Consider the following 24,388-nt stretch of genomic DNA (forward strand, 5'->3'; position numbering starts at 1 on the left):
GCGCTCAGTTCAGCTGCGCGTGGAGCAGCGAAATGATCCGCTGCGCATCCGACGAGTTGTCGACCTGGCCGTTCGCGTCGACCACCGCGACCTGCGTGCCGCCATTGCCCTGCGCACGCACGTTGACCAGGAACTCCTTGCCGGGCTTCGCGGCCGACGGGCCGCCGTAGAACAGCTTGCCGAACAGGCCGTCGCGCTTGAGCTCTTCCATCGAGTTTGCATAGCGCACCGTGTACACGCCCTTCTCGCGGTCTCGATTGTCGACCGTGAAGTTGGTGCGGTCGAGCGCGAGGCCGACGCGCAGCCATGCGCGGTCGAACGACTCGGACAGCTGCAGCGTCGCCGCGCCGCTGCTCGTGTCAGTCACCTGCGCGGGCGCAGTCGACGAGCGCGCATCGGTCAACAGCTGCTTCGCCTGCGCCTCGGTCAAGCCGAACTTCTGCATCAGCTTGGTCAGGAACACCGCCTCGAGCACCGGGTTGCGCGGACGCTCCTCCCAGCGCGACGACGTGCCGCCCTGCGGGCCGACCATCATTTCCTCCATCGCGCTGTGCGTGATCGAGATGTCGGTGTTGCCGTCCGGCGTCCGGTTCACGAGCGTGCGGAACCGGTCGCGGGTGCCCGACGAGTACGCGAAATCGATGACCTTGCCGATCGTGCGGCGGAACCAGTCGTCGGGAATGTTCGCGCGGTTCTCGGCCCAGTCGGTGGTCATGATGCCGGTCGACGGCGCGTCGGTCTTCAGCGAGAAACCGTTCTCCTGCCAGAATTCCTTCAGGATCGGCCACAGCTGCTCCGGCGTGCGGCCGTCGACGACGAGCCAGCGGCGATCGCCGTCGCGCTCGATGTGCATGCCGTACGGATCCTGCGCATTCGGGATGCCGTCCGTCGCGTTGCCGGCCGCCGTCGTCGCCCGCGGCGGCAGCGTGCCGAGCCCGGCGTTGGTCGGCGGCGCGACGAACTGCTGCGTCGTCGGCACCGGCTTCAGGTCGCTCGGCACCGCGAGCGGCGGCGCCGAGCCCGTGTTCTTGTAGTTGACCCGGTCGGGGGCCAGGTAGTCGTTCAGCGTATCGCAGCCGGCGAGCGCGCCCAGCGCCAGCGCCATCACCGACATCTGGATGGCGCGAGAGGAAAAGGCGAAACGTTTCATGAAATCCTTCGTCTTGCTTGAACGCTCGTCAGGAGCGGCGCCGGACGGAGCCGGCCGGTGCGGGTTGATCAGGGGTCGAGGGCGGCCGCAGGGCGCGGCCGCCGGGACATCAGGCGAGCACGCCCGCCTCGACGAGTGCCGAACGCACGGCATCGTGACAGCGCTCGTCGAGTGCCGTCAGCGGCAGGCGGATACCGCCCTGCATCTTGCCCATCGCCTGCAGCGCCCACTTCACCGGGATCGGGTTCGCCTCGATGAACAGGTTCTTGTGCAGCGACAGCAGCTTCATGTGCAGTTCGCGCGCCGTCTTCACGTCGCCGGCCAGTGCGGCGCGGCACAGCGCGCTCATCGCGCGCGGCGCGACGTTCGCCGTCACCGAAATGTTGCCGTGGCCGCCGAGCAGCATCAGCGCAATCGCGGTCGGATCGTCGCCGCTGTAGATCGCGAAATGCGCGGGCGCGGCCTTGATCAGCTGCGCGGCGCGATCGATGTTGCCCGTCGCTTCCTTCACGCCGATGATGCCCGGCACCTGCGCGAGGCGCAGCATCGTGTCGTTCGCCATGTCGGCGACCGTCCGGCCCGGCACGTTGTACAGGATCACCGGCAGGTCGACCGCTTCGGCGATCGTCTTGAAGTGGCGGTACATGCCTTCCTGCGTCGGCTTGTTGTAGTACGGCACGACCTGCAGCGTCGCGTCCGCGCCGACGGCCTTCGCGTGCTTGGTCAGCTCGATCGCCTCGGCGGTCGAGTTGCCGCCCGCGCCCGCGATGATCGGGATGCGCTTGGCCGCATGCTCGACGGCCGTGCGGATCATCAGGATGTGCTCTTCGACGTTGAGCGTCGCCGACTCGCCGCTCGTGCCGACCACGACGAGCGCGTCGGTGCCTTCCTCGATGTGCCAGTCGATCAGTTTGCGAAACGCCGGCAGGTCGAGACTGCCGTCTTCGAGCATCGGGGTGACGATCGCGGGGATGCTGCCGCGGATTTGAATGCCGTCTTGGGTGCCGTTAGCCATGAAACGCGATTGAATATGTACCGGTAAACATTGAGATTGTAGCGGATTAGCCGGGCAGTTCGTAACGTGGAATTCCCGCCCCCGCCTTCGGGGTCGCGCCCTCGCGTACTGCACCGAGGCGCTGGACGAACGCGGCGCGCGGCGCGGCGACGAATCCGTCCTCGTACGCGACCACCCGCAGATGGCCCCGCACCGCGTCCAGCAGCTCGCCCGGGGCGAGCAGGAACGCAGGATTGGACGGCTTGCCGACCGTTTCGTTTCCTTGCGCGAACGTTTCGTAGATCAGCACGCCGCCCGGCGCCACCGCATCGAGCAGGTGCGGCCAGAGCGGGCGATGCAAATAATGCGTAACAATCACCGCCGCGAACTGCGTGCCGGCCGGCAACGGCCACGGCGCGCCTTCGAGATCGGCGTCGCGGGCGTCGACGCCGGGAATCGCACGCAGCGCGGCCAGCGCCGCCGGGTCGCGATCGAGCGCGAGCACCGGATGCCCGTGCGACGCGAACCAGCGCGCATGGCGGCCGCCGCCCGCGGCAACGTCGAGCACCACGCCGCCCGCGGCCACGAGATGCGACCAGCGGGCGACCCAGCGCGACGGTTCGGCCTGCGCAAGATGACCGCCCGCGGCGGCGCTGACGGGTTCGTGCATGGCGATCAGGTGTACGACAGGCCCATCGCGTCGCGCACGTCGCGCATCGTTTCGGTCGCGTGCTTGCGCGCCTTGTCGCAACCGTCCGCGACGATCGCGCGCAGCAGCGACGGATCGTCCATGTACTTCTGCGCGCGCTCGAGCATCGGCTGCTGCTCGCGCAGGATGCCTTCGACGACCGGCTGCTTGCAGTCCAGACAGCCGATCGCCGCCGAACGGCAACCCTTCTGCACCCAGTCGTGCGTCGCTTCGTCCGTATAGACCTGGTGCAGCTGCCACACCGGGCACTTGTCCGGATCGCCCGGGTCGGTGCGGCGCACGCGCGCGGGATCGGTCGGCATCGTGCGGACCTTCTTCGTGATCGTCTCCGCGTCCTCGCGCAGGCCGATCGTGTTGCCGTACGACTTCGACATCTTCTGACCGTCGAGGCCCGGCATCCGCGACGCCTCGGTCAGCAGCGCCTGCGGCTCGACCAGAATGATCTTGCGCGCGCCTTCGAGATAGCCGAACAGGCGCTCGCGGTCGCTCATCGACAGGCTCTGCGACTCCTGCAGCATCGCCCGCGCCTGTTCGAGCGCCTCGTCGTCGCCCTCCTGCTGGTACGCGTTGCGCAGCTCGTGATACAGCTTCGCGCGCTTGCCGCCGAGCTTCTTCGCGGCTTCCAGCGCCTTCTCCTCGAAGCCCGGCTCACGGCCGTACAGGTAATTGAAGCGGCGTGCGATCTCGCGCGTCATCTCGACGTGCGGCACCTGGTCCTCGCCGACCGGCACCAGCGAGCCGCGGTACAGCAGGATGTCGGCCGCCATCAGCACCGGGTAGCCGAGAAAGCCGTAGGTCGACAGGTCCTTGTCCTTCAGCTTCTCGATCTGCTCCTTGTAGGTCGGCACGCGTTCGAGCCAGCCGAGCGGCGTGCTCATGCCGAGCAGCAGCGCCAGCTCCGCATGCTCGGGCACCTTGCTCTGGATGAACAGCGTCGCCTGCGCCGGGTCGATGCCGGACGCGAGCCAGTCGATCAGCACGTCCCACACGTTCTTCTCGATGACCTCGGGCGTCTCGTAGTGCGTCGTCAGCGCATGCCAGTCGACCACGCAGAAGAAGCACGGGTACTCGGACTGCAGCTTCACCCAGTTTTTCAGCACGCCGTGGTAATGGCCGAGGTGCAGCGACCCGGTGGGTCGCATGCCGGAGAAAATACGATCTGGGAACATGATTGTCGTTAGAAAAGCGAGGCGAAAGGAGTCAGGATGGCGCTCACGACGTCGTAACCGATATTGACGAGCGGACGCAGCCAGAATTTCGTCAGCACGCCCGTCATGACCAGCACGAGGACGATGATGAAACCGTACGGCTCGATGCGCGACAGCGCGATCGATTGCTTCGGCGGCAGCAGCGCCGCGAGCACGCGGCCGCCGTCGAGCGGCGGCAGCGGAAACAGGTTCAGCACGCCGAGCACGAGGTTGACGCTGACGCCGGCGACCGCCATCCGCGTGAAGAACGGCTCGTCGACGCCCGCGGCGGCCAGCACGATGCTCAGCACGCCCCACAGCAGCGCCTGCACGAAGTTGCAGGCGGGGCCGGCGAGCGACACCCACAGGCTGCCCCAGCGCGGATTGCGCAGGTTGCGGAACGCGACCGGCACCGGCTTCGCATAGCCGAACAGGAACGCGCCGCCGGTCAGGAAATACATCGCGAGCGGGATCGCGATCGTGCCGAGCGGGTCGATGTGGCGCATCGGATTGAACGACACGCGCCCCATCATGTAGGCGGTGTTGTCGCCGAGCAGGCGGGCGGCATAGCCGTGGGCAGCCTCGTGCAGCGTGATCGCAAAGATCACCGGCAGCGCGTAGACGGCGATGGTCTGTATCAGGGAAGCATCCATATCGCGTTATTGTAACAAGCGCGCTCGCGCAAAAATGAACGGCGCACTCATGCGGCGGCGAGCCCGAACGGTTCGAGCGCGCCGCGCCCCGCGCGGACGAGCTGCGGCTCGTCGCCGGTCAGGTCGATCACCGTCGACGGTTCGCGCGGGCAGGCGCCGCCGTCGATCACGAGGTCGACCTGCTTTTCGAGCCGTGCGCGGATTTCCTCCGGGTCGTTGAGCGGCTCGTCGTCCGGCGGCAGGATCAGCGTCGTGCCGAGCAGCGGCTGGCCGAGCGATTCCAGCAGCGCGAGCGTGATCGCATGGTCCGGCACGCGCAGGCCGATCGTCTTGCGCGACGGATGCGACAGCCGGCGCGGCACTTCCTTGGTCGCCTGCAGGATGAACACGTACGGGCCCGGCGTCACCGACTTGATCAGCCGGTACTGGCGATTGTCCACCATCGCGAAATTCGCGAGTTCCGACAGGTCGCGCACCAGCAGCGACAAGTGCTGCTTGTCGTCCAGGCCGCGAATGCGGCGCACGCGCTCGACCGCGTTCTTGTCGTCGAGGTGGCAGGCGAGCGCGTAGCTCGAGTCGGTCGGCATCGCGATCACGCCGCCCTTGCTGACGATCTCCACGGCCTGCTTGATCAGGCGCGGCTGCGGATCATCCGGATGAATCCTGAAGAACTGGGACATGGGGACAGATAAAGAAGGAAGGATCGAAGGGGCGTGCCGGCAGTCATGCGGGCGACGGGCCGCCGCGCAGCGTCAGAGCCAGCGCTCCCAGACCGGTTTCAGGCCCGACGGCAGCGGCGGCAGGCTGCCCAGCTCGACGCGGCCCTCGCCGGGCGCGTGGAAGTCCGAGCCGCGCGACGCCTCGAAACCGAAGCGGCGGGCGACATCCGCGTATTCGCGGTACTGGTCCGGCGTGTGGCTGCCCGTCACGACCTCGATCGCGCGACCGCCGAGATCGATGAACTCGCCGAAGAACGCGTCGAATTCGACCGGCGTATAGCGATAGCGGCCCGGATGCGCGACCACGGCCTCGCCGCCCGCGCCGCGAATCCATTGCACGGCGTCGGACAGCGCCGCCCAGCGGTGCGGGACGAAGCCGGGCTTGCCGTCGCCGAGCAGGCGGTCGAACACGTCGACGGTCGATTCCGCATAGCCGTTCTCGACCAGGAAGCGCGCGAAGTGCGTGCGCGAGATCAGGTCGGGATTCGACACGTACTTCAGCGCGCCTTCGTAAGCGCCGGCAATGCCGAGCGTCGCGAGCTGCGCGCCGATCGCCTGCGCGCGCGCCGCACGGCCGTGGCGCGTGCGGTACAGGCCGTCGACGAGCGCCGGATTCGCCGGATCGATGTTCAGGCCGACGATGTGCACGGTGCGCGACGCCCACGTGACCGAAATCTCGACGCCGCTCAGGTAGCGCATGCCGAGCGCTTCCGCAGCCGTGCGCGCGGCTGCCTGGCCGCCGATCTCGTCGTGGTCGGTCAGCGCCCAGAGGGTCACGCCGCCGGCATGGGCGCGGCGCGCGACGTCGGCGGGCGACAGCAGTCCGTCGGAAACATTCGAGTGGCAGTGGAGATCGGCGTTCATTGTCGGCATGGCAGGTGAAGCTTCATTCTACTGCAATGCGGCAATCGCGCCGCCCGCCTGCCCCGCCGCGGTGGCGGCGCCTACGCGCAGAACGCCTCGATCAGCGCCGCGATCTGCTCGGGCTGGTCGTGATGCACCATGTGGCCGGCGTCTTCGACGAGCTTCTCGCGCCAGTCCGGGAATGCACCGAAGCGCGCCTTGAATTCCGGCAGCGGGATGGCGCCGGCGATCTGCGCGAGCGTCGGCGAATTGACGGCCTCGACGTGCAGCACCTTCGCGCGCACCTTCGCCCACACGGCCATCACTTCGTCGAGCCGGTACAGCAGCGGGCCCGGCATCTTGTGCGCGGGATCCGCGAGCAGATGATAGAGACCGTCGTCGCCGCGCTTCGACCAGTGCGCGGCCAGGAACGCCGCGCGGCGCGGGTCGAGCCGCGGGTTGGTCTTGGTCAGGCGGGCCGCGACGTCGTCGAGCGACGCATACGCGCGCAGCGCGGGCGGTTCGCGCAGTTCGTCGAGCCAGCCGCGCAGCCGGCGCGGCGCCTGTTCGGCACGCGCAGGCGCCAGCCCGAAGCCTTCGAGGTCGACCACGCGCCGCACGCGCTCCGGCCGCGCGCCCGCATACAGGCACACGACGTTCGCGCCCATGCTGTGGCCGACCAGGTTCACCTCGCCGGTCGGCGCATAGTGGTCGACGAGCGCATCGAGATCGCCGAGGTAGTCGTGGAACCAGTAGTGGCCGCCGCCCTGCCGCGCGACCGGCCAGTCGGACAGCCCGAAGCCGCGCGCGTCCGGCGCGATCACCTGCCAGTCGCCGGCGAGCGCATCGACGACGAACTGGAACGACGCGGCGACGTCCATCCAGCCGTGCAGCATGAACAGCGTCGGCGCGTCGGGCCGGCCCCAGCGCCGCACATGCAGCCGGACGCCGCGCACCGTGACGAAATCGGAAACAGAACTCGAGGCATTCATTGCAGCCGCCAGAAAAAAGAATGGTCGTTCGATTATAGCGGCGGCGCCCTCGCTGCGGCGGGCCGCGCGGCGAGGCACCTCTCTAGCGCCGGCGCCGGCGCGGCATCCCGGATCGGCGCCGCTCCGGACGGCAGCCTAGCCGTTCTCGGCGCGCCCGTCCTGCGCGGCCAGTTCGTCGAGTTCGGCCGGCTCGAATCCGGCGCTGCGCCGCGCATCGAAATTGAACGGGCCGCGCAGGCGCGGCGCACGATACCGCTCGGCCAGCTCGCGGTAAGTCGGCACGGGATCGCGGCCGGCCTGCCCGCACAGATGCCGGAACCAGCGGTTGCCGATCGCGACATGGCCGATCTCGTCGCGCAGGATCACGTCGAGGATCGCCGCCGATGCGTCGTCGCCGGCCTGCGCGAGCCGCGCGCGGATCGGCGGCGACGCGTCGAGCCCGCGCGCCTCGAGCGTGCGCGGCACCAGCGCCATGCGCGCGAGCACGTCGTCACGGGTCCGCTCGCACATCTCCCACAGTCCGTTGTGTGCGGGAAAGTCGCCGTAAACATGGCCGAACGCCGCCAGCCGCTCGGCCAGCAGCGTGAAGTGATACGCCTCTTCGGCGGCGACCTTCAGCCAGTCCGCATAGAACGCGTCCGGCAGGTCCGCGAAGCGCCACACCGCGTCGAGCGCCAGGTTGATCGCATTGAACTCGATATGGGCGAGCGCGTGGAGCAGCACCGCGCGCCCCTCGGGCGAACGCATGCTGCGCCGCTCGAGCTGGCGCGGCTCGACGAGCATGGGGCGCGCCGGGCGCCCCGGCAGGTCGGCCGGCTCGGCCAACGCGAGCGACGGCGAGATCGCAGCCTGCCCCGCCAGCAGTGCGTCGTAGAGCGCACGCACCTGCGCCGCCTTGCCGGCCGGCTCGGGTTCGCGCAGTGCGGCGAGCGCCGCACGGCGCACGCAGGCCCGCGCATCGACGGAAGAAGAAGACACCATATTCACCCGCGGAACGCTGTCGCGCGCATCGCGGGAGCGCATGCACGCGACGGTTTACAATACGTGTTTTCGCCACGGCGCGGCGCGCCGGGCAACGCGCCATTTTACCGGCGCCCATCATCGAAAGAGACCAAGGAGACTCCGTGACGATCTACAAGCTGGGCGATACGGCCCCGACGATTCACGAAAGCGTGTTCGTCGCCGATACGGCGGCCATCATCGGCAAAGTGGTGCTCGAGGAAAACGCGAGCGTCTGGTTCGGCGCGACGATTCGCGGCGACAACGAGACGATCGCCGTCGGCGCGGGCAGCAACGTCCAGGAAGGCGCGGTGCTGCATACCGACCCCGGCTATCCGCTGACGATTGCCGAAAACGTGACGATCGGGCACCAGGCGATGCTGCACGGCTGCACGATCGGCGAGGGTTCGCTGATCGGCATCCAGGCCGTGGTCTTGAATGGTGCGGTCATCGGCCGCAACTGTCTGGTCGGTGCCGGCGCGGTCGTGACGGAAGGCAAGACGTTCCCGGACAACTCGCTGATTCTCGGCGCACCGGCGAAAGTCGTGCGCGAGCTGTCGGCCGACGACATCGCGCGGCTGCGCGCGAACGCGAAGACGTATGTCGAGCGACGCGCGCATTTCAAGGAGCAACTCGTGCGGATCGGGTGATCCGCGCGGATTTCAAGGAAGAAGAGTGAGCGACCAGTTACAGAAATTCATGTTCAATGCGGCGCCCGTGCGCGGCGAGATCGTTTCGCTGCGCAACACGTGGCAGGAAGTGCTCGTCCGGCGCGACTACCCTGCCCCGGTGCGCACGGTGCTCGGCGAGATGATGGCCGCGTGCGCGCTGCTGTCCGCGAACCTGAAATTCAACGGCACCCTCATCATGCAGATCTTCGGCGACGGGCCGGTGAAGATGCTGGTCGTCCAGTGCGGCTCGGATCTGTCGATGCGGGCCACCGCGAAGTTCTCCGGCGAGGCGGCGCAGACGATCGGCGACGACACGAGCTTCGCGGCGCTCGTCAACGCGAGCGGCCACGGCCGCTGCGTGATCACGCTCGACCCGTCCGACAAGCTGCCGGGCCAGCAGCCGTACCAGGGCATCGTGCCGCTGAACGGCGTCGACGGCCCGCTCGAATCGGTGTCGCAGGTGCTCGAGCAATACATGCATCACTCGGAGCAGCTCGACACGCGGCTGTGGCTCGCGGCCGATCGCGAACGCGCGGTCGGCATGCTGCTGCAGAAGCTGCCGGGCGACGGCGGCATCGTGCCGCGCAACGCCGAGACGGACACCGACACGTGGGAACGCGTGTGCACGCTCGGCGGCACGCTGTCCGCGCAGGAACTGCTCGAGGTCGAGCCGGAAGTCGTGTTCCGCCGCCTGTTCTGGCAGGAAAACGTGCAGCACTTCGAACCGGCCGTCACGCGCTTCCAGTGCTCGTGCTCGCGCGAGAAGGTCGGCGCGATGCTGCGCATGCTCGGCCGCGACGAAGTCGACAGCGTGATCGTCGAGCGCGGCCACGTCGAGATCCACTGCGAATTCTGCAACCAGCGCTACGAATTCGATCCCGTCGACGTCGCGCAGTTGTTCGCGGCCCCCGAGCTCGCGAGCGGCATCACGCCCGCCGCCGGGCAGCATCACTGAGCCGCGCGCCCGCGCGTGCACCACGCGCGGGCGCATAATGACGCACGAGCGTCGCACGCGCAGCGCCACGGCTTCGGCCGTCGGCGCCTGCCGTTTCCCGCCGTCGGCGCGCCGCAGGAGAAATTCATGAATCGCCCGTTCCGCACCATCGTCCTGACGAGCGTCGCCGCCGGTACGCTCGTGCTTGCCGGCTGCGCGGTGCAGCCGTCGTCCACGATCCTGAGCCGCCTGCCGGAGCCGGGCGCATCGGGCGGTCAGCCGCCTGCACTGTCGGCCGCCGAGCGCAAGCGCTACGACGAGATCGACCGGCAGGTGCTGCGCGACCAGAACAATGCGATGGCGGCCGAAGCCGCCGCGCGCGCGTGGTCGTACTATGCGCCGCCGCCGGTGACCGTCTACGGCGGGTATTACGGCGGCGGTTGGGGAAATCGCTGGGGCACGGGCATCAGCTACGGCTACCCGGGCTGGTGGTGGTAACGCGCGACCGATTGACGACTCTCAGGAAATAAAAAAGCGCGGCATTTCCCGCGCTTTTTCAATTCGACCGGCTCGTCGCGTTCAATGATGCGCGGCCTTGCCCTTGTCGCCGCCGTGATGGCGCGACGGCTTCGCGATCGACTGCGGATTCGGCACGACGCGCACCGGCGCCGCGGACACGACACCGCGCGTCGACGTGTTCGACGGCGCATTGTTCACGGGCGCGGCGGGCGCATTCGGCGACACGAACTGCACGAACACCTCGCCGTCCTTCACCATGCCCATCTCGTAGCGCGCACGCTCCTCGATGGCCGCGGTGCCGCTTTGCAGATCCTGCACTTCGCCCGCGATCCGCTCGTTGCGCAGCTTTTCATCGGCATTCTTCTGGAGCTGATCGCCGAGCTGCTGACGCAATTCGTGCACCCGCAACCAGCCGCCGTGTCCCCACCATAGGGGGTACTGAATGAGCGCCAGCAAGGCAATCAGGACGACAGTGACAAGCCGCATGTAAGAGACGCAGATATAAGAAGCGCCGCTCCGCGCATCGTGGCACAGAGCGGCGTCGATATGACGAACCCGATAGTAGCGCGTTAGCGCAGGTTATAGAAAGCCGATTTGCCCGGGTAGCTCGCGATATCGCCGAGATCTTCCTCGATGCGCAGCAGCTGGTTGTACTTCGAGATGCGGTCGCTGCGCGACAGCGAGCCCGTCTTGATCTGGCCGGCGTTCAGGCCGACCGCGATGTCCGCGATCGTCGAATCTTCCGTTTCGCCCGAGCGGTGCGAGATCACGGCCGTGTAGCCCGCACGCTTGGCCATCTCGATCGCCGCGAACGTTTCGGTCAGCGTACCGATCTGGTTGATCTTGATCAGGATCGAGTTCGCGATGCCCTTCTCGATGCCTTCCTTCAGGATGCGCGTGTTCGTGACGAACAGGTCGTCGCCGACCAGCTGCACCTTCTTGCCGAGGCGCTCGGTCAGCAGCTTCCAGCCTTCCCAGTCGCCTTCGTGCATGCCGTCCTCGATCGACACGATCGGGAACTTGTCGGCGAGCGTCGCGAGGTAGTCGGTGAATTCGGCCGACGACAGCTGCAGGCCTTCACCCGCGAGCTGGTACTTGCCGTCGTGGTAGAACTCGGAGGCCGCGCAGTCGAGCGCAAGCAGCACGTCTTCGCCGGCGCGGTAGCCGGCCTTCTCGATCGCCTGCAGGATCGTCGACAGGCATTCGTCGTTGCTGCCGAAGTTCGGCGCGAAGCCGCCTTCGTCGCCGACCGCCGTGCTCATGCCGCGGTCCGACAGGATCTTCTTCAGCGCGTGGAACACTTCGGCGCCGCAGCGCAGCGCTTCGCGGAAGGTCGGCTGGCTGACCGGGACGATCATGAATTCCTGGATGTCCAGGCTATTGTTCGCGTGCGCGCCGCCGTTAACGATGTTCATCATCGGCACCGGCAGCTGCATCGCGCCCGAGCCGCCGAAGTAGCGGTACAGCGGCAGGCCGGCCTCTTCGGCGGCGGCCTTCGCGACGGCCATCGACACGGCCAGCATCGCGTTCGCGCCGAGGCGCGACTTGTTGTCGGTGCCGTCCAGCTCGAGCAGCGTCTTGTCGAGGAACGCCTGTTCCGACGCGTCGAGGCCCATGATGGCTTCGGAGATTTCGGTGTTGATGTGCTCGACTGCCTTCAGCACGCCCTTGCCGTTGTAGCGGCCGGCTTCGCCGTCGCGCAGTTCGATCGCTTCACGCGAGCCGGTGGACGCGCCCGACGGCACCGCCGCGCGGCCCATCGTGCCCGATTCGAGCAGCACGTCGCATTCGACGGTGGGGTTGCCGCGCGAATCCAGAATCTCGCGGCCGATGATATCTACGATTGCACTCATGGGTTTCCTCTGAGAATGACGATGGATTCTTCAAACTGCGGCGGCTCGCGCGTCAATACCGCTTTCGCTACTGACGCGCGAAGCCGCCGCAAGGTTCATTCGGTCTTTAATTGAAATCGTTTTCCAGGAACGGGTTGCGCTTCACCGCCTGGTCGAGCGTGACGAGCGTCTCCAGCAACGCGCTCATCCGGTTCAGCGGCACCGCATTCGGGCCGTCCGACTTCGCGTCGGCCGGATTCGGATGCGTTTCCATGAACAGGCCCGCGACGCCCGTCGCGACCGCCGCGCGCGCGAGCACCGGCACGAATTCGCGCTGGCCGCCCGAACTCGTGCCCTGCCCGCCCGGCAACTGCACCGAGTGGGTCGCATCGAACACGACCGGTGCGTTCGTCTCGCGCATGATCGCGAGCGAGCGCATGTCGGACACGAGGTTGTTGTAGCCGAACGAGACGCCGCGCTCGCACGCCATGAAGCGGTCTTCCGACAGCCCCGCTTCACGCGCCGCGTCGCGCGCCTTGTCGATCACGTTCTTCATGTCGTGCGGCGCGAGGAACTGGCCCTTCTTGATGTTGACCGGCTTGCCCGAGCGCGCGCACGCATGGATGAAGTCGGTCTGGCGGCACAGGAACGCGGGCGTCTGCAGCACGTCGACGACCGATGCGACCGGCTCGATCTCCTCGATCGAATGCACGTCGGTCAGCACCGGCAGGCCGAGCTGGCGCTTCACCTCGGACAGGATCCGCAGCCCCTCGTCCATTCCGAGGCCGCGAAACGACTTGCCCGAACTGCGATTCGCCTTGTCGTAGGACGACTTGTAGATGAACGGAACGTTCAGCTTCTCGCAGATCTCCTTCAGGCGGCCCGCCGTGTCGATCGTCATCTGCTCCGATTCGACCACGCAGGTTCCCGCGATCAGGAAGAAAGGCTTGTCGAGACCGACCTCGAAATCGCACAGCTTCATGCTTTCACTCCGGCGCGCGCCTGCTTGTTGGCGAGCGCGGCTTCGACAAACGACTTGAACAGGGGATGACCGTCACGCGGCGTGGACGTGAATTCCGGGTGGAACTGCACGCCGACGAACCACGGGTGCATCGAGCGCGGCAGTTCCATCATTTCCGGCAGATCCTCGCTCGGGGTACGCGCGCTGATGATAAGGCCGCCGCTTTCGAGCTGGGGCACGAAGCGGTTATTGACTTCATAACGGTGGCGATGACGCTCGTTCACGTCCTTGCCGTAGATTTCTTCCGCCATCGTGCCGGGCTTGATCGGGCAGCGCTGCGAGCCGAGGCGCATCGTGCCGCCGAGATCGGATTCCTCGGTGCGCGTCTCGACCTTGCCTTCGCGGTCGTACCATTCGGTGATCAGCGCGACCACGCGTTCCGGCGTGTCCGGATCGAACTCCGTGCTGTTCGCCTGCTTCAGGCCGACGACGTCGCGCGCGAACTCGATCACCGCGAGCTGCATGCCGAGACAGATGCCGAGGTACGGCACCTTCGCCTCGCGCGCATAGCGGATCGCCGCGATCTTGCCTTCGGTGCCGCGACGGCCGAAACCGCCCGGGACCAGCACCGCGTCGAGGTGCTTCAGGCTGTCGACGCCGTTCGTCTCGATCTCTTCCGAGTCGATGTACTCGATGTTGACCTTCGTCGACGTGTGCAGCGACGCGTGGCGCAGCGCCTCGATCAGCGACTTGTACGATTCCGTCAGATCGACGTACTTGCCGACCATGCCGATCGTCACTTCGTGCTTCGGATTCTCCAGCTTCTCGACGAGCTCCGCCCACATGCTCAGGTCGGCATCGTGCGGCGACAGCTTCAGCTCGTCGCAGATGATCCTGTCGAGGCCCTGGTCGTGCAGCATCTGCGGGATCTTGTAGATGCTGTCGGCATCCCACACCGAAATCACCGCGTCTTCCGGCACGTTCGAGAACATCGAGATCTTCTTCGATTCGTCGTCCGGGATGCGGCGGTCCGCACGGCACAGCAGCACGTGCGGCAGGATGCCGATCTCGCGCAGCTTCTGCACGCTGTGCTGGGTCGGCTTCGTCTTCAGCTCGCCGGCCGTCGCGACGTACGGCACGAGCGTCAGGTGCACGAAGCACGCGCTGTTGCGGCCGAGGCGCAGGCTCATCTGGCGCGCGGCCTCGAGGAACGGCAGCGACTCGATGTCGCCGACCGTGCCGCCGATCTCGACGATCGCGACGTCAGGCTCGCCGCAGGTGGCCGACGCGGCCCCGCGCTCGATGAACGCCTGGATCTCGTTCGTGATGTGCGGGATGACCTGCACGGTCTTGCCCAGATAGTCGCCGCGGCGCTCCTTGCGGATCACCGATTCGTAGATCTGGCCGGTCGTGAAGTTGTTGGCCTTGCGCATCTTCGTGCTGATGAAGCGCTCATAGTGGCCGAGGTCGAGATCCGTCTCCGCGCCGTCTTCCGTCACGAACACTTCGCCGTGCTGGAACGGGCTCATCGTGCCGGGGTCGACGTTGATGTAGGGATCGAGTTTGAGGAGGGTGACTTTCAGACCGCGCGATTCGAGGATCGCGGCGAGAGAGGCGGCGGCAATACCCTTGCCGAGGGAAGAAACTACGCCGCCGGTGACGAAAACATATTTGGTCATCGCTGGATGCTCGCGGGAAAAACGGATTATACCGTAAAGCCCGCCCTTCTCTCAGCAATTGACGCGATGATCGCGCCCCTTCGCGCTGTGCCGCGCCGGTCGTGCGCGCCGGGGCGGACCGGCCGGCCGGTCGGCGCGGCAGCCCGCGTGCGCATGCCGCGCGCAGCACGTCACGCGCGCTTCGCGAGCGGCGCGACGCTTTCTTCCCCGCGCAGCGAATTCAGCATCCGCTGCAATGCCCGGGCGGTCTCGACCGGCCGCTCCATCGGGAACAAGTGGCTGCCTTCGAGCCATTCGATGCGGCCGTGCGACGCCCGGCGCGTCGCATCGAGCCCGACCTGCCGCACCTCGCGCGAACGCGTGCCGGCGAGAAAGCCGAGCGGCACCGGTGCACCGTGCGCGAGCCGCGGGCCGAGCGTGTGCGGCAGCGTCCGGTAGATCAGGTATTCGACCTGCCGATCGAATGCGAGCGCCCGTTCGCCGTCGATGCCCGCCTGCGGAATCCCGTAGTCGATGTAGTCGGCCAGCATCCGCTCGTCCCAGCGCGCGAACGCAGGCTTCTCGCGGAAATGCCGCCATGCTTCGTCGCGGCTCGCCCAGCGCGTGCGCCGGTTGCGCGTCGCGGCGGCCGGCGACAGCCGCTCGTCGAGCCCCGCCCACTGGCTCGCGCGCAGCGCGCCCGCGCGCCAGCCCGCGATGATCGGCGAATCGAGCATCACGACGCCGCGCACCCATTGCGGCTTCCGCAGCGCGGCCATCAGCGACAGGTAGCCGCCGAGCGAATGACCGACGAGCCATACCGGGCGCTCGTAGCGGCTGCCGATGTCGTCGAGCAGCTGGTCGACCAGATGCGGCCAGTCGCGCGTGACCGGATAGCGGCGATCGTGGCCGATCCGCTCGATGTAGCGCAGCTCGTAGTCGTCGGCCAGCTCGGCGAAGATGGTCCGGTACGTCGACGCCGGAAAGCCGTTCGCGTGAGAGAAATGCAGGATGTCCTTCAAACGCCGATGCCTCCGTGGTCTTGTCGAACCGGGCGGGCGCCTGCCCGGTTTCCTTGCCCTGCGTCGGGTCGCGCCGACATCGCTGCGGCCCGACGCCCGCCCGCTCACCGATCCATCCAGTAGCGGCGCTGCGCATCGCGGTAGCGCTCGAACGCGAACCCGCGATCCGCCGGCGCGACGTCGAACCGCACGGCCCCGTCGCGATCGGTGCGCGGCAGCGGAATCGCGCGTGCCGCGTAGCGGGCGAGGACGCTCGGGTGCGGATGCCCGAAACGGTTCCGATAGCCTACAGGAAATACCGCGACGCGCGGCCCGACCGAGTCGAGGAAAGGCTCGACCGACGAGGTGCGGCTGCCGTGGTGCGGCACGACGAGGATCTGCGCGGCCAGCGCGTCGCGCATCGTGTCGACCAGCCGACGCTCGGCATAGGCATCGATATCGCCGGTCAGCAGCGCGGACGTCCCGCCCGCGTCGATGCGCAGCACGCACGACTGCCGGTTCGACGCGCCCGCGCCGGGGCCGCCCGGCGGCCACAGCACCGTAAAGTCGACGCCGTCCCAGCGCCAGCGCTGCCCGGCCGCGCACGGCAGGCGGTCGGCGACGCCCGCCGACTGCGCGTCGCGCCACAGCCGGTGGCCGCGCGGAATGCCCGCCAGCAGCTGCCGCACCTGCGCCGACGCATAGACGGCCGGCGCACCGCCCGCATGATCGGCATCCGCGTGGCTGAGCACGAACGCGTCGAGCGTGCGGATGCCGCGTGCGCGCAGCGACGGCGCGACGATCCGCTGGCCCGCGTGGGTCGACTCCGCGCCCGGCCCCGCGTCGAACAGCAAGGTGCGGCGCGCGGTTTCGACCAGCACCGATGCGCCCTGCCCGACATCGAGCACGGTCAGCCGAAAGCCGCCGACGGGCGGCGCGTCGGCCGCCGGCGCGACGAGCGGCAGCCACGTGAGCGGCGCGGCCCAGCGCAGCGGCCAGCCGCGCGGCATCAGCATCCAGACGACGCCTGCGCATGCGAGCGCCAGCACCGGCCAGCCGGGCATGCGCAGCGCCATCACGCCCGGCGGCCAGTCCGCGAGCCGCCCGAGCAGCGCCATCATCGGTTCGAGCGACGCATGCGCAAGCCGGAACGCATGGGCATCGAGCGGCGCGGGCAGCACGAGGCCGGCCAGCACGACCGGCGTGACGACGAAACTGACCCACGGAATCGCGAACGCGTTGCCGAGCGGTCCCGACACCGAGATCTGCGCGAACCACGCGGCCGTCAGCGGCGCGAGTCCGATCGTCACCGCGTATTGCACGCGGGCCGCCTCGGCGACGCGCCGCGCCGCACGCCGGTACCACGCGCGCAGCCGCTCCCACCGACCGGCGACTGCGCCGCCGTCCGCTTCGTCGTCCTCATCGCGCACCGCGCGCCAACCGGCGACCGACAGCAGGATGACCGCGACCGCGCCGAACGACAGCCAGAACCCGGCCGACAGCACGGCCCACGGATCGGCCAGCAGCACGCCGCCGAGCGCCGCGCACAGCACCGCCGAGGTCGGCACGCTGCGCCCGGCCAGATACGCGACGCCGCCGGCCGCGATCATCCACCATGCGCGCTGCGCCGGCACGTTGAAACCGGCCAGCGCCGCGTAGCCGGCGGCGGCGACCAGCGCCGCGAGCGCCGCCGCATAAGGCGCCGGCACGGCGAGCGTCGCGGCCCGCGTGCGCCAGCGCAGGCGACGCCAGATCATCGACGCGAACCCGGCCGCGAAGGCGCCGACGAGCCCGACATGCAGACCGGAGATGGCGACCAGATGACTCGTGCCGGTATTGCGCAGCACGCGCCAGTCGTCGTCGCCGATACCCGACTGGTCGCCGATCGCGAGCGCCGCGACGATGCCGCGATGCAGCGCGTCGGCGCCGAGCACGTCGACGATGCGCGCGCGCAGTGCATCGCGCAGCCGGTCGATCGATGCGCTCGATCCCGCCGCACGCGCATCGACCAGCACCGCGCGCTGCGGCGCGGCCACGTAGCCGATCGCGCGAATGCCCGCGGCCAGCCACGCCGCCTCGCTGTCGCGCACGCCCGGATTGGCTTCGGCATGCGGACGCTTGAGCCGCACGACCAGCCGCCAGCGCTGCGCGGCGCGCAGCTCGGGCACGGCGTCGCGGCTCGCAGCCGCATCATAGGTGCGCCACGACAGCCGGATCAGCTGCGGAAAACGGGCGAGCCCCGCATCGTTCGATTCGACGGCGAGCAGCAGCCGTGCGCCCGACGCATCGACCACGGGCAGCCCCCTGATCACGCCCGTGACGACAATGTCGCGCCTTTCCCACTCGACCGGCAGGCTGTCGCGCAGCCGCCACTCGGCGCGCGCCGCCGCATAGCCGAACCCCGCGACGCCGGCCGCGACCGCGCACAGCGTCCACCCGAGCACGACGCCCGCGCGCGTGCGCGGCCGGCGCATGCGCCACGCGTACAACACAGCGCACCCGGACAGCGCGGCCGCGACGACGAGCCACGCAAGCGCGCCCGGCAACGCCGCCTGTCGTTGCAACACGACGACGCCGAGCGCGAATGCCATCCACCCCACGCGCATTCCGCCTCCTCGCCGACACGACGCCGCGCTGCATGCGGCGCCTTCCGGCAACGATTATGCGGACGAAAGCGCGAGTCGCGGCAGCGCGGCGAGCGCGTTGGCCGTTGTGCCGACGCTCAGCGCATGCGCGTCGATGCCGCGCAGTTCGGCGAGCACGTCGCCGATGCGCGGCACCTGGTCGGGCGTATTGCGGGATTTGTACGCCCATTCGGGCGCGATGTCGGGTGCGTCGGTCTCGACGACGATCGCGTCGAGCGGCAGCTGCGCGGCAAGCCGGCGGATCTGCCGCGCACGCGCGAAGGTCACGTTGCCGCCGAAGCCGAGATGCAGCCCGTGCGCGAGATACGCGTCGGCCTGCTGAAAGCTGCCGTTGAACGCATGGGCGATGCCGCGCCGCACGTCGAAGCGCCGCAGCCCCGCCAGCACGCGATCCTGCGACTTGCGCACGTGGCACAGCACGGGCAGGTCGAAGTCGCGCGCGAGCCTGAGCTGCCCCTGATAGAAGAACTGCTGCCGCGCTTCGTCGAGCCCCGGCACGAAGTAGTCGAGGCCGATCTCGCCGATCGCGACGAAGCGCGGATCGTCGAGGCTCGCCTCGATTTCCATGCGCAGCCGGTCGAGATCCTTGTCGCGCGCATGAGGCGTGTACATCGGATGGATGCCGAGCGCATAAACCGCGCCCGGCGTGCGCGCGGCCAGCTCGCGCACCGTCGTGAAGTTGTCGCGGCCGATGCTCGGAATCACGATGCGCGACACGCCGGCCGCGCGCGCCGCATGCACGACCGCGTCGCGGTCGGCGTCGAATTCGGCCGCATCGAGATGGCAGTGCGTGTCGATCCACATGTCGGGCACTCCTGCGCCCCGCCGTCCGCGCCGCCACACGGGCGGCAAGCGACAACCCGGAGCGGCGGGCGTTGGTTCAGACCGGCAGCGCCGGCTCTTCGTGCAGCACGCCGTCGCGCAGCCGCATGATGCGATCGCAGCGCGCGGCGAGATCGGGGTCGTGCGTGACGATCACGAAGCTCGTGTTCAGCGTCTCCGACAACTCGAGCATCAGGTTGAACACGGTATCGGCCGTCGCGCCGTCGAGGTTGCCGGTCGGCTCGTCGGCGAGCACGCAGGCCGGCTGCGTGACCAGCGCGCGCGCGATCGCGACGCGCTGCCGTTCGCCGCCCGACAGCTCGCCCGGCCGGTGCTTCGCGCGCGGGCCGAGCCCCACGCGCTCGAGCATCGCCTGAGCCTGCGCGCGCGCGTCTTCGGTCGTCATCCGGCGAATCCGCAAGGGCATCGCGACGTTGTCGAGCGCGGTGAACTCCGGCAGCAGATGATGGAACTGGTAGACGAAGCCGAGCGCGCGATTGCGCAGGTCGTTGCGCTCGCGCTCCGCGAGCTGCGTAAACGGCTTGCCGAGCAGCGACACCTCGCCCGCGCTCGGCTCGTCGAGCCCGCCCAGCACGTGCAGCAGCGTGCTCTTGCCGGAGCCCGACGCGCCGACGACCGCGAGTTTCTCGCCGCGCCGCACCGTCAGCTCGGTATTGTCGAGCACCTGCACGTTGAAGCCGCCCTGCACGAACGCCTTCGTGATCCCGCGCGCCTGAAGCACGTATTCCTGCATACCTGCCGAATCCTGTTTGATGTGTTGTCGTGAATCCGCGAATGCGGTCGCGCGGTCATTCATAGCGCAGCGCCTCCGCCGGCTTCACCTTCGCACCGCGCCAGCTCGGATAGAGCGTCGCGACCGCCGACAGCGCGAACGCGATCAGGCCGATCTTGATCACGTCGCTCGCGACGAGTTCGGACGGCAGCTCGCTGATGAAATACACGGACGGCGGCAGGAACTGCACGCCGAACAGATGCTCGATCATCGGGATCAGCCACGGGATGCTCCACGCGATCAGGCAGCCGAGCGCGACGCCCGACGCGGTGCCGACGAAGCCGATCGTCACGCCCTGCACGACGAAGATCTTCATGATCGAGCCGGGCTGCGCGCCGAGCGTGCGCAGGATCGCAATGTCGGCCTGCTTGTTGGTCACCGTCATCACGAGCGACGACACGAGGTTGAACGCGGCCACCGCGATGATCAGCGTGAGGATGATGAACATCATCCGCTTCTCGATCTGCACGGCCGAGAACCAGGTCTTGTTCTGCTGCGTCCAGTCGCGGATGTACAGGCTGCCCGACAGCGTATGCGACAGCTCGAGCGCGACCTGCGGCGCCTTCTGCATGTCCTTGAGCCGCAGCCGCACGCCGGTCGGCGCGGACATCCTGAACAGCGCCTCGGCGTCGCGGATGTCGATCATCGCGAGCGTGCTGTCGTATTCGTAGTGCCCCGACTCGAACACGCCGACGACCGTGAACTGCTTGAGCCGCGGCATCATCCCGGCCGGCGTGATCGAGCCTTCGGGCGCGACCAGCGTGATCTTGTCGCCGACCGTCACGCCGAGATTGCCGGCCAGCGCATCGCCGAGCACGATGCCGAACTGGCCCGGCACCAGCGCGCTCAGCTGGCCGGCCTTCATGTCCTTGCCGATGTCCGACACCTGCGGTTCGAGCGACGGCTCGACGCCGCGCAGCATCACGCCGCTGACCGCGTCCTGGCGCGTGAGCAGCGCCTGCGCTTCGACATACGGCGCGGCGCCGATCACCGACGGATTGCGGCGCGCTTCCTGCGCGGTCAATTGCCAGTCGGGCATCGAGCCCGTCGGCGAGAAGATCTCGACGTGCGCGAGCACCGACAGCATGCGGTCGCGCACTTCCTTCTGGAAGCCGTTCATCACCGACAGCACGACGATCAGCGCGGCGACGCCGAGCGCGATCCCGAACATCGACACGAGCGCGATGAAGGAAATGAAGCCGTTGCCGGTCGTACGTTTGCCGGCGCGCGTGTAGCGCCAGCCGATCTGCCATTCATACGGAAGTTTCAAGCGAATCCTTTCTGCTGGTTGCGGCGGGGCGGCGGCCCGCGGCGGGAGCGCCGCCGGTGCGGCACGCTGCCGGCCCGGAGGCGGTCGAAAAATGGCCGCCGGACGCAATCGGGCCGTCTGCCGGCCCGATCACGCGCGCAGTTTGCCATACAATGCGCAGCATCATGCACGACCGACGCCTCCATTTTCTCGTTCCGTTCGCGCTGCCGTCGGCGGCCGATGCGGCCTCGTCCCTGCACACGCTGGACAGCCCCGCGCTCGAAAAGTTGCTTGCGCGCGCGAGCCTCGTCGAGCGCGTCGCCGGCGAGGACTTCCAGCGCACGCTGCCGCACGAGCGCTGGCTGGCCCGCCAGTTCGGCGCAACGCACGGCAGCGCCGCCGACGAGGCGCCGCTCGCGCCCTACATGCTGCTGGCAGACGGCGGCAACCCCGGCGCGCACGCGTGGGCCTGCGTCGAGCCGGTCCACGTCGAAATCGCGCACGATCACCTCGTGCTGGTCGATCCCGCGGCCCTCGCGCTCGACGACGGCGATGCCGCCGCGCTGCTCGCAGTCGCGCGCCCGCTGATCGAGGAACTGGGCGTGCGCGTCGAAGCGCCGCAGCCGACGCGCTGGTACCTGTCGAGCGAACAGTTCGCCCATCTCGCGGGCGCCGCGCCGCTGCGCGCGAGCGGCCGCAACATCGAGATCTGGCTGCCGCACGAGGCGCACACGGGCGAACGCTCGCGGATGTGGATGAAGCTGCAGAACGAAGTACAGATGGCCTGGTTCCAGCATCCGGTCAACGAGGCGCGCGAGGCGCGCGGGCTGCCGGCCGTCAATTCGATCTGGTTCCATGCGCAGGGCACGCTGAAGCCGGTCGGCAAGCCGTTCGCGCGCGTGCTGTCCGCGTCGCCCGCGGCGCTCGGCCTGGCCCGCGCGGCCGGCACCGACGCCGGCGCGCCGCCGGCCGCGTTCGGCGCCCTGCCCGCCGCCGACGGCGCGACGCTCGTCGAGCTGCCGGCGCTGACCACCCCGTTCATCGAACAGGACTGGGCGCGCTGGCACGACGCGCTCGCCGCGCTCGAGCGCGACTGGTTCGCGCCGGCGCTTGCCGCGCTGCAGCGCGGCGAGTGCGCCGGCGTCGATTTCACGCTGTGCGGCGACACGAGTTCCGTGACGCTGCGCGCGACGCGCGGCGACCTGCGCAAGTTCTGGCGCCGCCGCGCGCTCGCGTCCCTGTTCGAATAAGCCGAAAGAAGACCCCGAATGACCCGCATCGTTACCCGCTCCGTCGCGCCCGCCGACGCCGAAGCGCTCGCCCGCCACGGCCTGCATCCGGTGCTCGCGCGCCTGTATGCGGCGCGCGGCGTACAGTCCCCTGCCGACATCGAGACCGCGCTCGCGCGCCTCGTGCCGCCTACCGAACTGAAGGGCTGCGCCGACGCGGCCGTGCTGCTCGCCGATGCGATCGCCGCCCGGCGGCGCCTGCTGGTCGTCGCCGACTACGACTGCGACGGCGCGACCGCCTGCGCGGTCGCCGTGCGCGGCCTGCGGATGTTCGGCGCACAGATCGACTATCTGGTGCCGAACCGCTTCGAATACGGCTACGGCCTCACGCCGGAAATCGTCGAGCTGGCGGCCGCGCGCCAGCCCGACCTGCTGATCACCGTCGACAACGGGATCGCGAGCGTCGCGGGCGTCGAGGCCGCCAACGCGCGCGGCATCGACGTGCTCGTGACCGATCACCACCTGCCCGGCGACGCGCTGCCCGCCGCGCGCGCAATCGTCAACCCGAACCAGCCCGGCTGCGGCTTCCCGAGCAAGCACATCGCCGGCGTCGGCGTGATGTTCTACGTGCTGCTCGCGCTGCGCGCCGAACTGCGCCGCCGCGGCGCGTTCGCGAGCAAGGAAGCCGAGCCGCGCCTCGACGGCCTGCTCGACCTCGTCGCGCTCGGCACCGTCGCCGACGTCGTGCGGCTCGACGGCAATAACCGCGTGCTGGTCGCGCAGGGGCTGCAGCGGATCCGCAACGGCCGGATGCAGCCGGGCATCGCCGCGCTGTTCCGCGCCGCGGGCCGCGAAGCGCGCAGCGCGTCGGGCTTCGACCTCGGCTTCGGCCTCGGCCCGCGCCTGAACGCGGCCGGGCGGCTGTCCGACATGTCGCTCGGCATCGAGTGCCTGATCACCGACGACATCGGCCGCGCATGGGACCTCGCACAGCAGCTCGACGTGATGAACCGCGAACGCCGCGAGATCGAGGCCGGCATGCAGCAGCAGGCGCTCGCCGATCTCGCCGACGTCGATCCGGCCGACGCGTGCACGATCACGCTGTTCAACCCCGAATGGCACCAGGGCGTGATCGGCATCGTCGCCGGGCGGCTCAAGGAAAAATTCCACCGCCCGTCGTTCACGTTCGCGCACGCGGACGAGCACGGCACGCGGGTCAAGGGCTCGGGCCGGTCGATCCCCGGTTTTCACCTGCGCGATGCGCTCGACCTCGTATCGAAGCGCGAACCGGACCTGCTCGTCGCGTTCGGCGGGCATGCGATGGCTGCCGGCGTCACGCTCGACGCCGACAACGTGCCCCGCTTCGCGGCCGCGTTCGAGGCGGTCGCGCGCGAATGGCTGTCCGACGACGCGCTCGCGCGCGTGATCGAGACCGACGGCGAGCTCGAGGATGCGTACTTCACGCCGCAGTTCGTCGGGCTGCTCGACGAGGCCGTGTGGGGCCAGGGCTTTCCGGCCCCGCTTTTTTCCGGCGAGTTCGACGTCGTGTCGCAGAGCCTCGTGAAGGAAAAGCACCTGAAGCTGCAGCTCGCGCGCGGCCGCCAGCGCTTCAATGCGATCTGGTTCAACCATACCGAGCCGCTGCCGGCGAGCGCGCTGATCGCGTATCGCCTCGTCGCCGACACCTGGAACGGCGTCACGCGCGTGCAGCTGATCGTCGAGCACGCGGCCGGATAACGCGCCGCGCCGCCTCGCGCACAGGGGCCGGCCAAAACGGCGCGCGCCCCGCGCCGCACGGGGCCGCCGCGGGCGCGCGCATTCGATCCGC

23 protein-coding genes are annotated in these 24,388 nt (G+C 68.9%); 5 read left to right on the top strand and 18 right to left on the bottom strand.

What is annotated here, in order from left to right:
- Positions 1-4: 4 nt before the first annotated feature.
- The 9 genes from bamC to BST28156_RS10825 all read right to left on the bottom strand — a co-directional run bounded on the left by bamC (position 5) and on the right by BST28156_RS10825 (position 8,228).
- Positions 5-1,150: an NlpB/DapX family lipoprotein gene (gene bamC, locus BST28156_RS10785; RefSeq protein WP_060245264.1), complete on the bottom strand. Its 1,146-nt coding sequence runs from the start codon at positions 1,148-1,150 to the stop codon at positions 5-7.
- Between the two features lie 109 nt (positions 1,151-1,259).
- Entirely contained in the window at positions 1,260-2,165 is a 906-nt protein-coding gene (gene dapA, locus BST28156_RS10790; protein ID WP_174902200.1) for a 4-hydroxy-tetrahydrodipicolinate synthase, read from the bottom strand.
- 46 nt (positions 2,166-2,211) lie between these two features.
- Entirely contained in the window at positions 2,212-2,814 is a 603-nt protein-coding gene (locus BST28156_RS10795; protein ID WP_174902201.1) for a class I SAM-dependent methyltransferase, read from the bottom strand.
- A gap of 5 nt (positions 2,815-2,819) precedes the next feature.
- Positions 2,820-4,022, bottom strand: a complete 1,203-nt coding sequence (locus BST28156_RS10800; RefSeq protein ID WP_174902202.1) for a tryptophan--tRNA ligase — start codon at positions 4,020-4,022, stop codon at positions 2,820-2,822.
- 8 nt (positions 4,023-4,030) lie between these two features.
- Complete coding sequence (locus BST28156_RS10805) at positions 4,031-4,693, bottom strand: site-2 protease family protein (RefSeq protein ID WP_060245267.1); 663 nt, start codon at positions 4,691-4,693, stop codon at positions 4,031-4,033.
- 47 nt (positions 4,694-4,740) lie between these two features.
- Positions 4,741-5,373 carry an L-threonylcarbamoyladenylate synthase gene (locus BST28156_RS10810; RefSeq protein ID WP_174902203.1) on the bottom strand — a complete coding sequence of 211 codons (633 nt, stop codon included), beginning with the start codon at positions 5,371-5,373 and terminating at the stop codon, positions 4,741-4,743.
- A gap of 72 nt (positions 5,374-5,445) precedes the next feature.
- Positions 5,446-6,276 carry a 3',5'-nucleoside bisphosphate phosphatase gene (locus tag BST28156_RS10815; RefSeq protein WP_174902222.1) on the bottom strand — a complete coding sequence of 277 codons (831 nt, stop codon included), beginning with the start codon at positions 6,274-6,276 and terminating at the stop codon, positions 5,446-5,448.
- Between the two features lie 80 nt (positions 6,277-6,356).
- Positions 6,357-7,247: an alpha/beta fold hydrolase gene (locus tag BST28156_RS10820; RefSeq protein ID WP_174902204.1), complete on the bottom strand. Its 891-nt coding sequence runs from the start codon at positions 7,245-7,247 to the stop codon at positions 6,357-6,359.
- A gap of 135 nt (positions 7,248-7,382) precedes the next feature.
- Positions 7,383-8,228, bottom strand: a complete 846-nt coding sequence (locus BST28156_RS10825) for a ferritin-like domain-containing protein (protein WP_374991888.1) — start codon at positions 8,226-8,228, stop codon at positions 7,383-7,385.
- Positions 8,229-8,371: 143 nt separating this feature from the next.
- Here BST28156_RS10825 and BST28156_RS10830 point away from each other — a divergent pair, with 143 nt between their 5' ends.
- From BST28156_RS10830 to BST28156_RS10840, 3 genes are all read left to right on the top strand, one after another.
- Positions 8,372-8,896, top strand: a complete 525-nt coding sequence (locus BST28156_RS10830; RefSeq protein WP_059518833.1) for a gamma carbonic anhydrase family protein — start codon at positions 8,372-8,374, stop codon at positions 8,894-8,896.
- A 25-nt stretch (positions 8,897-8,921) separates the two neighbouring features.
- Positions 8,922-9,872 (top strand): Hsp33 family molecular chaperone HslO, encoded by a 951-nt coding sequence (gene hslO, locus BST28156_RS10835; RefSeq protein ID WP_174902205.1) that lies wholly within the window; start codon positions 8,922-8,924, stop codon positions 9,870-9,872.
- Positions 9,873-9,998: 126 nt separating this feature from the next.
- Positions 9,999-10,349 carry a hypothetical protein gene (locus BST28156_RS10840; protein WP_059481361.1) on the top strand — a complete coding sequence of 117 codons (351 nt, stop codon included), beginning with the start codon at positions 9,999-10,001 and terminating at the stop codon, positions 10,347-10,349.
- A gap of 81 nt (positions 10,350-10,430) precedes the next feature.
- Here BST28156_RS10840 and ftsB read toward each other — a convergent pair whose 3' ends face one another.
- From ftsB to BST28156_RS10885, 9 genes are all read right to left on the bottom strand, one after another.
- Positions 10,431-10,856, bottom strand: coding sequence for a cell division protein FtsB (gene ftsB / locus BST28156_RS10845; protein ID WP_040127751.1), 426 nt, complete (start codon positions 10,854-10,856; stop codon positions 10,431-10,433).
- Positions 10,857-10,939: 83 nt separating this feature from the next.
- On the bottom strand, positions 10,940-12,223 hold the full coding sequence (eno, locus tag BST28156_RS10850) for a phosphopyruvate hydratase (protein ID WP_009689673.1): 1,284 nt from the start codon (positions 12,221-12,223) through the stop codon (positions 10,940-10,942).
- A 106-nt stretch (positions 12,224-12,329) separates the two neighbouring features.
- Positions 12,330-13,184 carry a 3-deoxy-8-phosphooctulonate synthase gene (kdsA, locus tag BST28156_RS10855; RefSeq protein WP_174902206.1) on the bottom strand — a complete coding sequence of 285 codons (855 nt, stop codon included), beginning with the start codon at positions 13,182-13,184 and terminating at the stop codon, positions 12,330-12,332.
- Positions 13,181-14,842: a CTP synthase gene (pyrG, locus tag BST28156_RS10860; protein ID WP_009689675.1), complete on the bottom strand. Its 1,662-nt coding sequence runs from the start codon at positions 14,840-14,842 to the stop codon at positions 13,181-13,183. The genes kdsA and pyrG overlap by 4 nt, the downstream gene beginning before the upstream one ends.
- 170 nt (positions 14,843-15,012) lie before the next feature.
- On the bottom strand, positions 15,013-15,843 hold the full coding sequence (locus tag BST28156_RS10865; RefSeq protein WP_060245274.1) for an alpha/beta fold hydrolase: 831 nt from the start codon (positions 15,841-15,843) through the stop codon (positions 15,013-15,015).
- Positions 15,844-15,947: 104 nt separating this feature from the next.
- A complete protein-coding gene (locus BST28156_RS10870) occupies positions 15,948-18,428 on the bottom strand; it encodes a DNA internalization-related competence protein ComEC/Rec2 (RefSeq protein ID WP_174902207.1) in 2,481 nt (826 codons plus the stop codon).
- Between the two features lie 54 nt (positions 18,429-18,482).
- Positions 18,483-19,271: a TatD family hydrolase gene (locus BST28156_RS10875; protein WP_174902208.1), complete on the bottom strand. Its 789-nt coding sequence runs from the start codon at positions 19,269-19,271 to the stop codon at positions 18,483-18,485.
- Positions 19,272-19,347: 76 nt separating this feature from the next.
- Positions 19,348-20,106 carry a lipoprotein-releasing ABC transporter ATP-binding protein LolD gene (gene lolD / locus BST28156_RS10880; protein WP_081077257.1) on the bottom strand — a complete coding sequence of 253 codons (759 nt, stop codon included), beginning with the start codon at positions 20,104-20,106 and terminating at the stop codon, positions 19,348-19,350.
- Entirely contained in the window at positions 20,099-21,352 is a 1,254-nt protein-coding gene (locus BST28156_RS10885) for a lipoprotein-releasing ABC transporter permease subunit (protein ID WP_060245278.1), read from the bottom strand. The genes lolD and BST28156_RS10885 overlap by 8 nt, the downstream gene beginning before the upstream one ends.
- A 164-nt stretch (positions 21,353-21,516) precedes the next feature.
- Here BST28156_RS10885 and BST28156_RS10890 point away from each other — a divergent pair, with 164 nt between their 5' ends.
- Positions 21,517-22,581: a regulator gene (locus tag BST28156_RS10890; RefSeq protein WP_254596368.1), complete on the top strand. Its 1,065-nt coding sequence runs from the start codon at positions 21,517-21,519 to the stop codon at positions 22,579-22,581.
- Positions 22,582-22,599: 18 nt separating this feature from the next.
- Positions 22,600-24,297, top strand: coding sequence for a single-stranded-DNA-specific exonuclease RecJ (gene recJ, locus BST28156_RS10895; protein WP_174902210.1), 1,698 nt, complete (start codon positions 22,600-22,602; stop codon positions 24,295-24,297).
- The last annotated feature ends 91 nt before the right edge of the window (positions 24,298-24,388 follow it).

This window comes from Burkholderia pseudomultivorans (assembly GCF_902499075.1).
GTDB lineage: Bacteria > Pseudomonadota > Gammaproteobacteria > Burkholderiales > Burkholderiaceae > Burkholderia > Burkholderia pseudomultivorans.

Excerpts from the sequence above, each read along its gene's own strand:
- bamC (WP_060245264.1), bottom strand. The coding sequence starts at position 1,150 with ATGAAACGTTTCGCCTTTTCCTCTCGCGCCATCCAGATGTCGGTGATG.
- dapA (WP_174902200.1), bottom strand. The coding sequence starts at position 2,165 with ATGGCTAACGGCACCCAAGACGGCATTCAAATCCGCGGCAGCATCCCC.
- BST28156_RS10795 (WP_174902201.1), bottom strand. The coding sequence starts at position 2,814 with ATGCACGAACCCGTCAGCGCCGCCGCGGGCGGTCATCTTGCGCAGGCC.
- BST28156_RS10800 (WP_174902202.1), bottom strand. The coding sequence starts at position 4,022 with ATGTTCCCAGATCGTATTTTCTCCGGCATGCGACCCACCGGGTCGCTG.
- BST28156_RS10805 (WP_060245267.1), bottom strand. The coding sequence starts at position 4,693 with ATGGATGCTTCCCTGATACAGACCATCGCCGTCTACGCGCTGCCGGTG.
- BST28156_RS10810 (WP_174902203.1), bottom strand. The coding sequence starts at position 5,373 with ATGTCCCAGTTCTTCAGGATTCATCCGGATGATCCGCAGCCGCGCCTG.
- BST28156_RS10815 (WP_174902222.1), bottom strand. The coding sequence starts at position 6,276 with ATGAACGCCGATCTCCACTGCCACTCGAATGTTTCCGACGGACTGCTG.
- BST28156_RS10820 (WP_174902204.1), bottom strand. The coding sequence starts at position 7,247 with ATGAATGCCTCGAGTTCTGTTTCCGATTTCGTCACGGTGCGCGGCGTC.
- BST28156_RS10825 (WP_374991888.1), bottom strand. The coding sequence starts at position 8,228 with ATGGTGTCTTCTTCTTCCGTCGATGCGCGGGCCTGCGTGCGCCGTGCG.
- BST28156_RS10840 (WP_059481361.1), top strand. The coding sequence starts at position 9,999 with ATGAATCGCCCGTTCCGCACCATCGTCCTGACGAGCGTCGCCGCCGGT.
- ftsB (WP_040127751.1), bottom strand. The coding sequence starts at position 10,856 with ATGCGGCTTGTCACTGTCGTCCTGATTGCCTTGCTGGCGCTCATTCAG.
- eno (WP_009689673.1), bottom strand. The coding sequence starts at position 12,223 with ATGAGTGCAATCGTAGATATCATCGGCCGCGAGATTCTGGATTCGCGC.
- kdsA (WP_174902206.1), bottom strand. The coding sequence starts at position 13,184 with ATGAAGCTGTGCGATTTCGAGGTCGGTCTCGACAAGCCTTTCTTCCTG.
- pyrG (WP_009689675.1), bottom strand. The coding sequence starts at position 14,842 with ATGACCAAATATGTTTTCGTCACCGGCGGCGTAGTTTCTTCCCTCGGC.
- BST28156_RS10870 (WP_174902207.1), bottom strand. The coding sequence starts at position 18,428 with ATGCGCGTGGGGTGGATGGCATTCGCGCTCGGCGTCGTCGTGTTGCAA.
- BST28156_RS10875 (WP_174902208.1), bottom strand. The coding sequence starts at position 19,271 with ATGTGGATCGACACGCACTGCCATCTCGATGCGGCCGAATTCGACGCC.
- lolD (WP_081077257.1), bottom strand. The coding sequence starts at position 20,106 with ATGAATGACCGCGCGACCGCATTCGCGGATTCACGACAACACATCAAA.
- BST28156_RS10890 (WP_254596368.1), top strand. The coding sequence starts at position 21,517 with ATGCACGACCGACGCCTCCATTTTCTCGTTCCGTTCGCGCTGCCGTCG.
- recJ (WP_174902210.1), top strand. The coding sequence starts at position 22,600 with ATGACCCGCATCGTTACCCGCTCCGTCGCGCCCGCCGACGCCGAAGCG.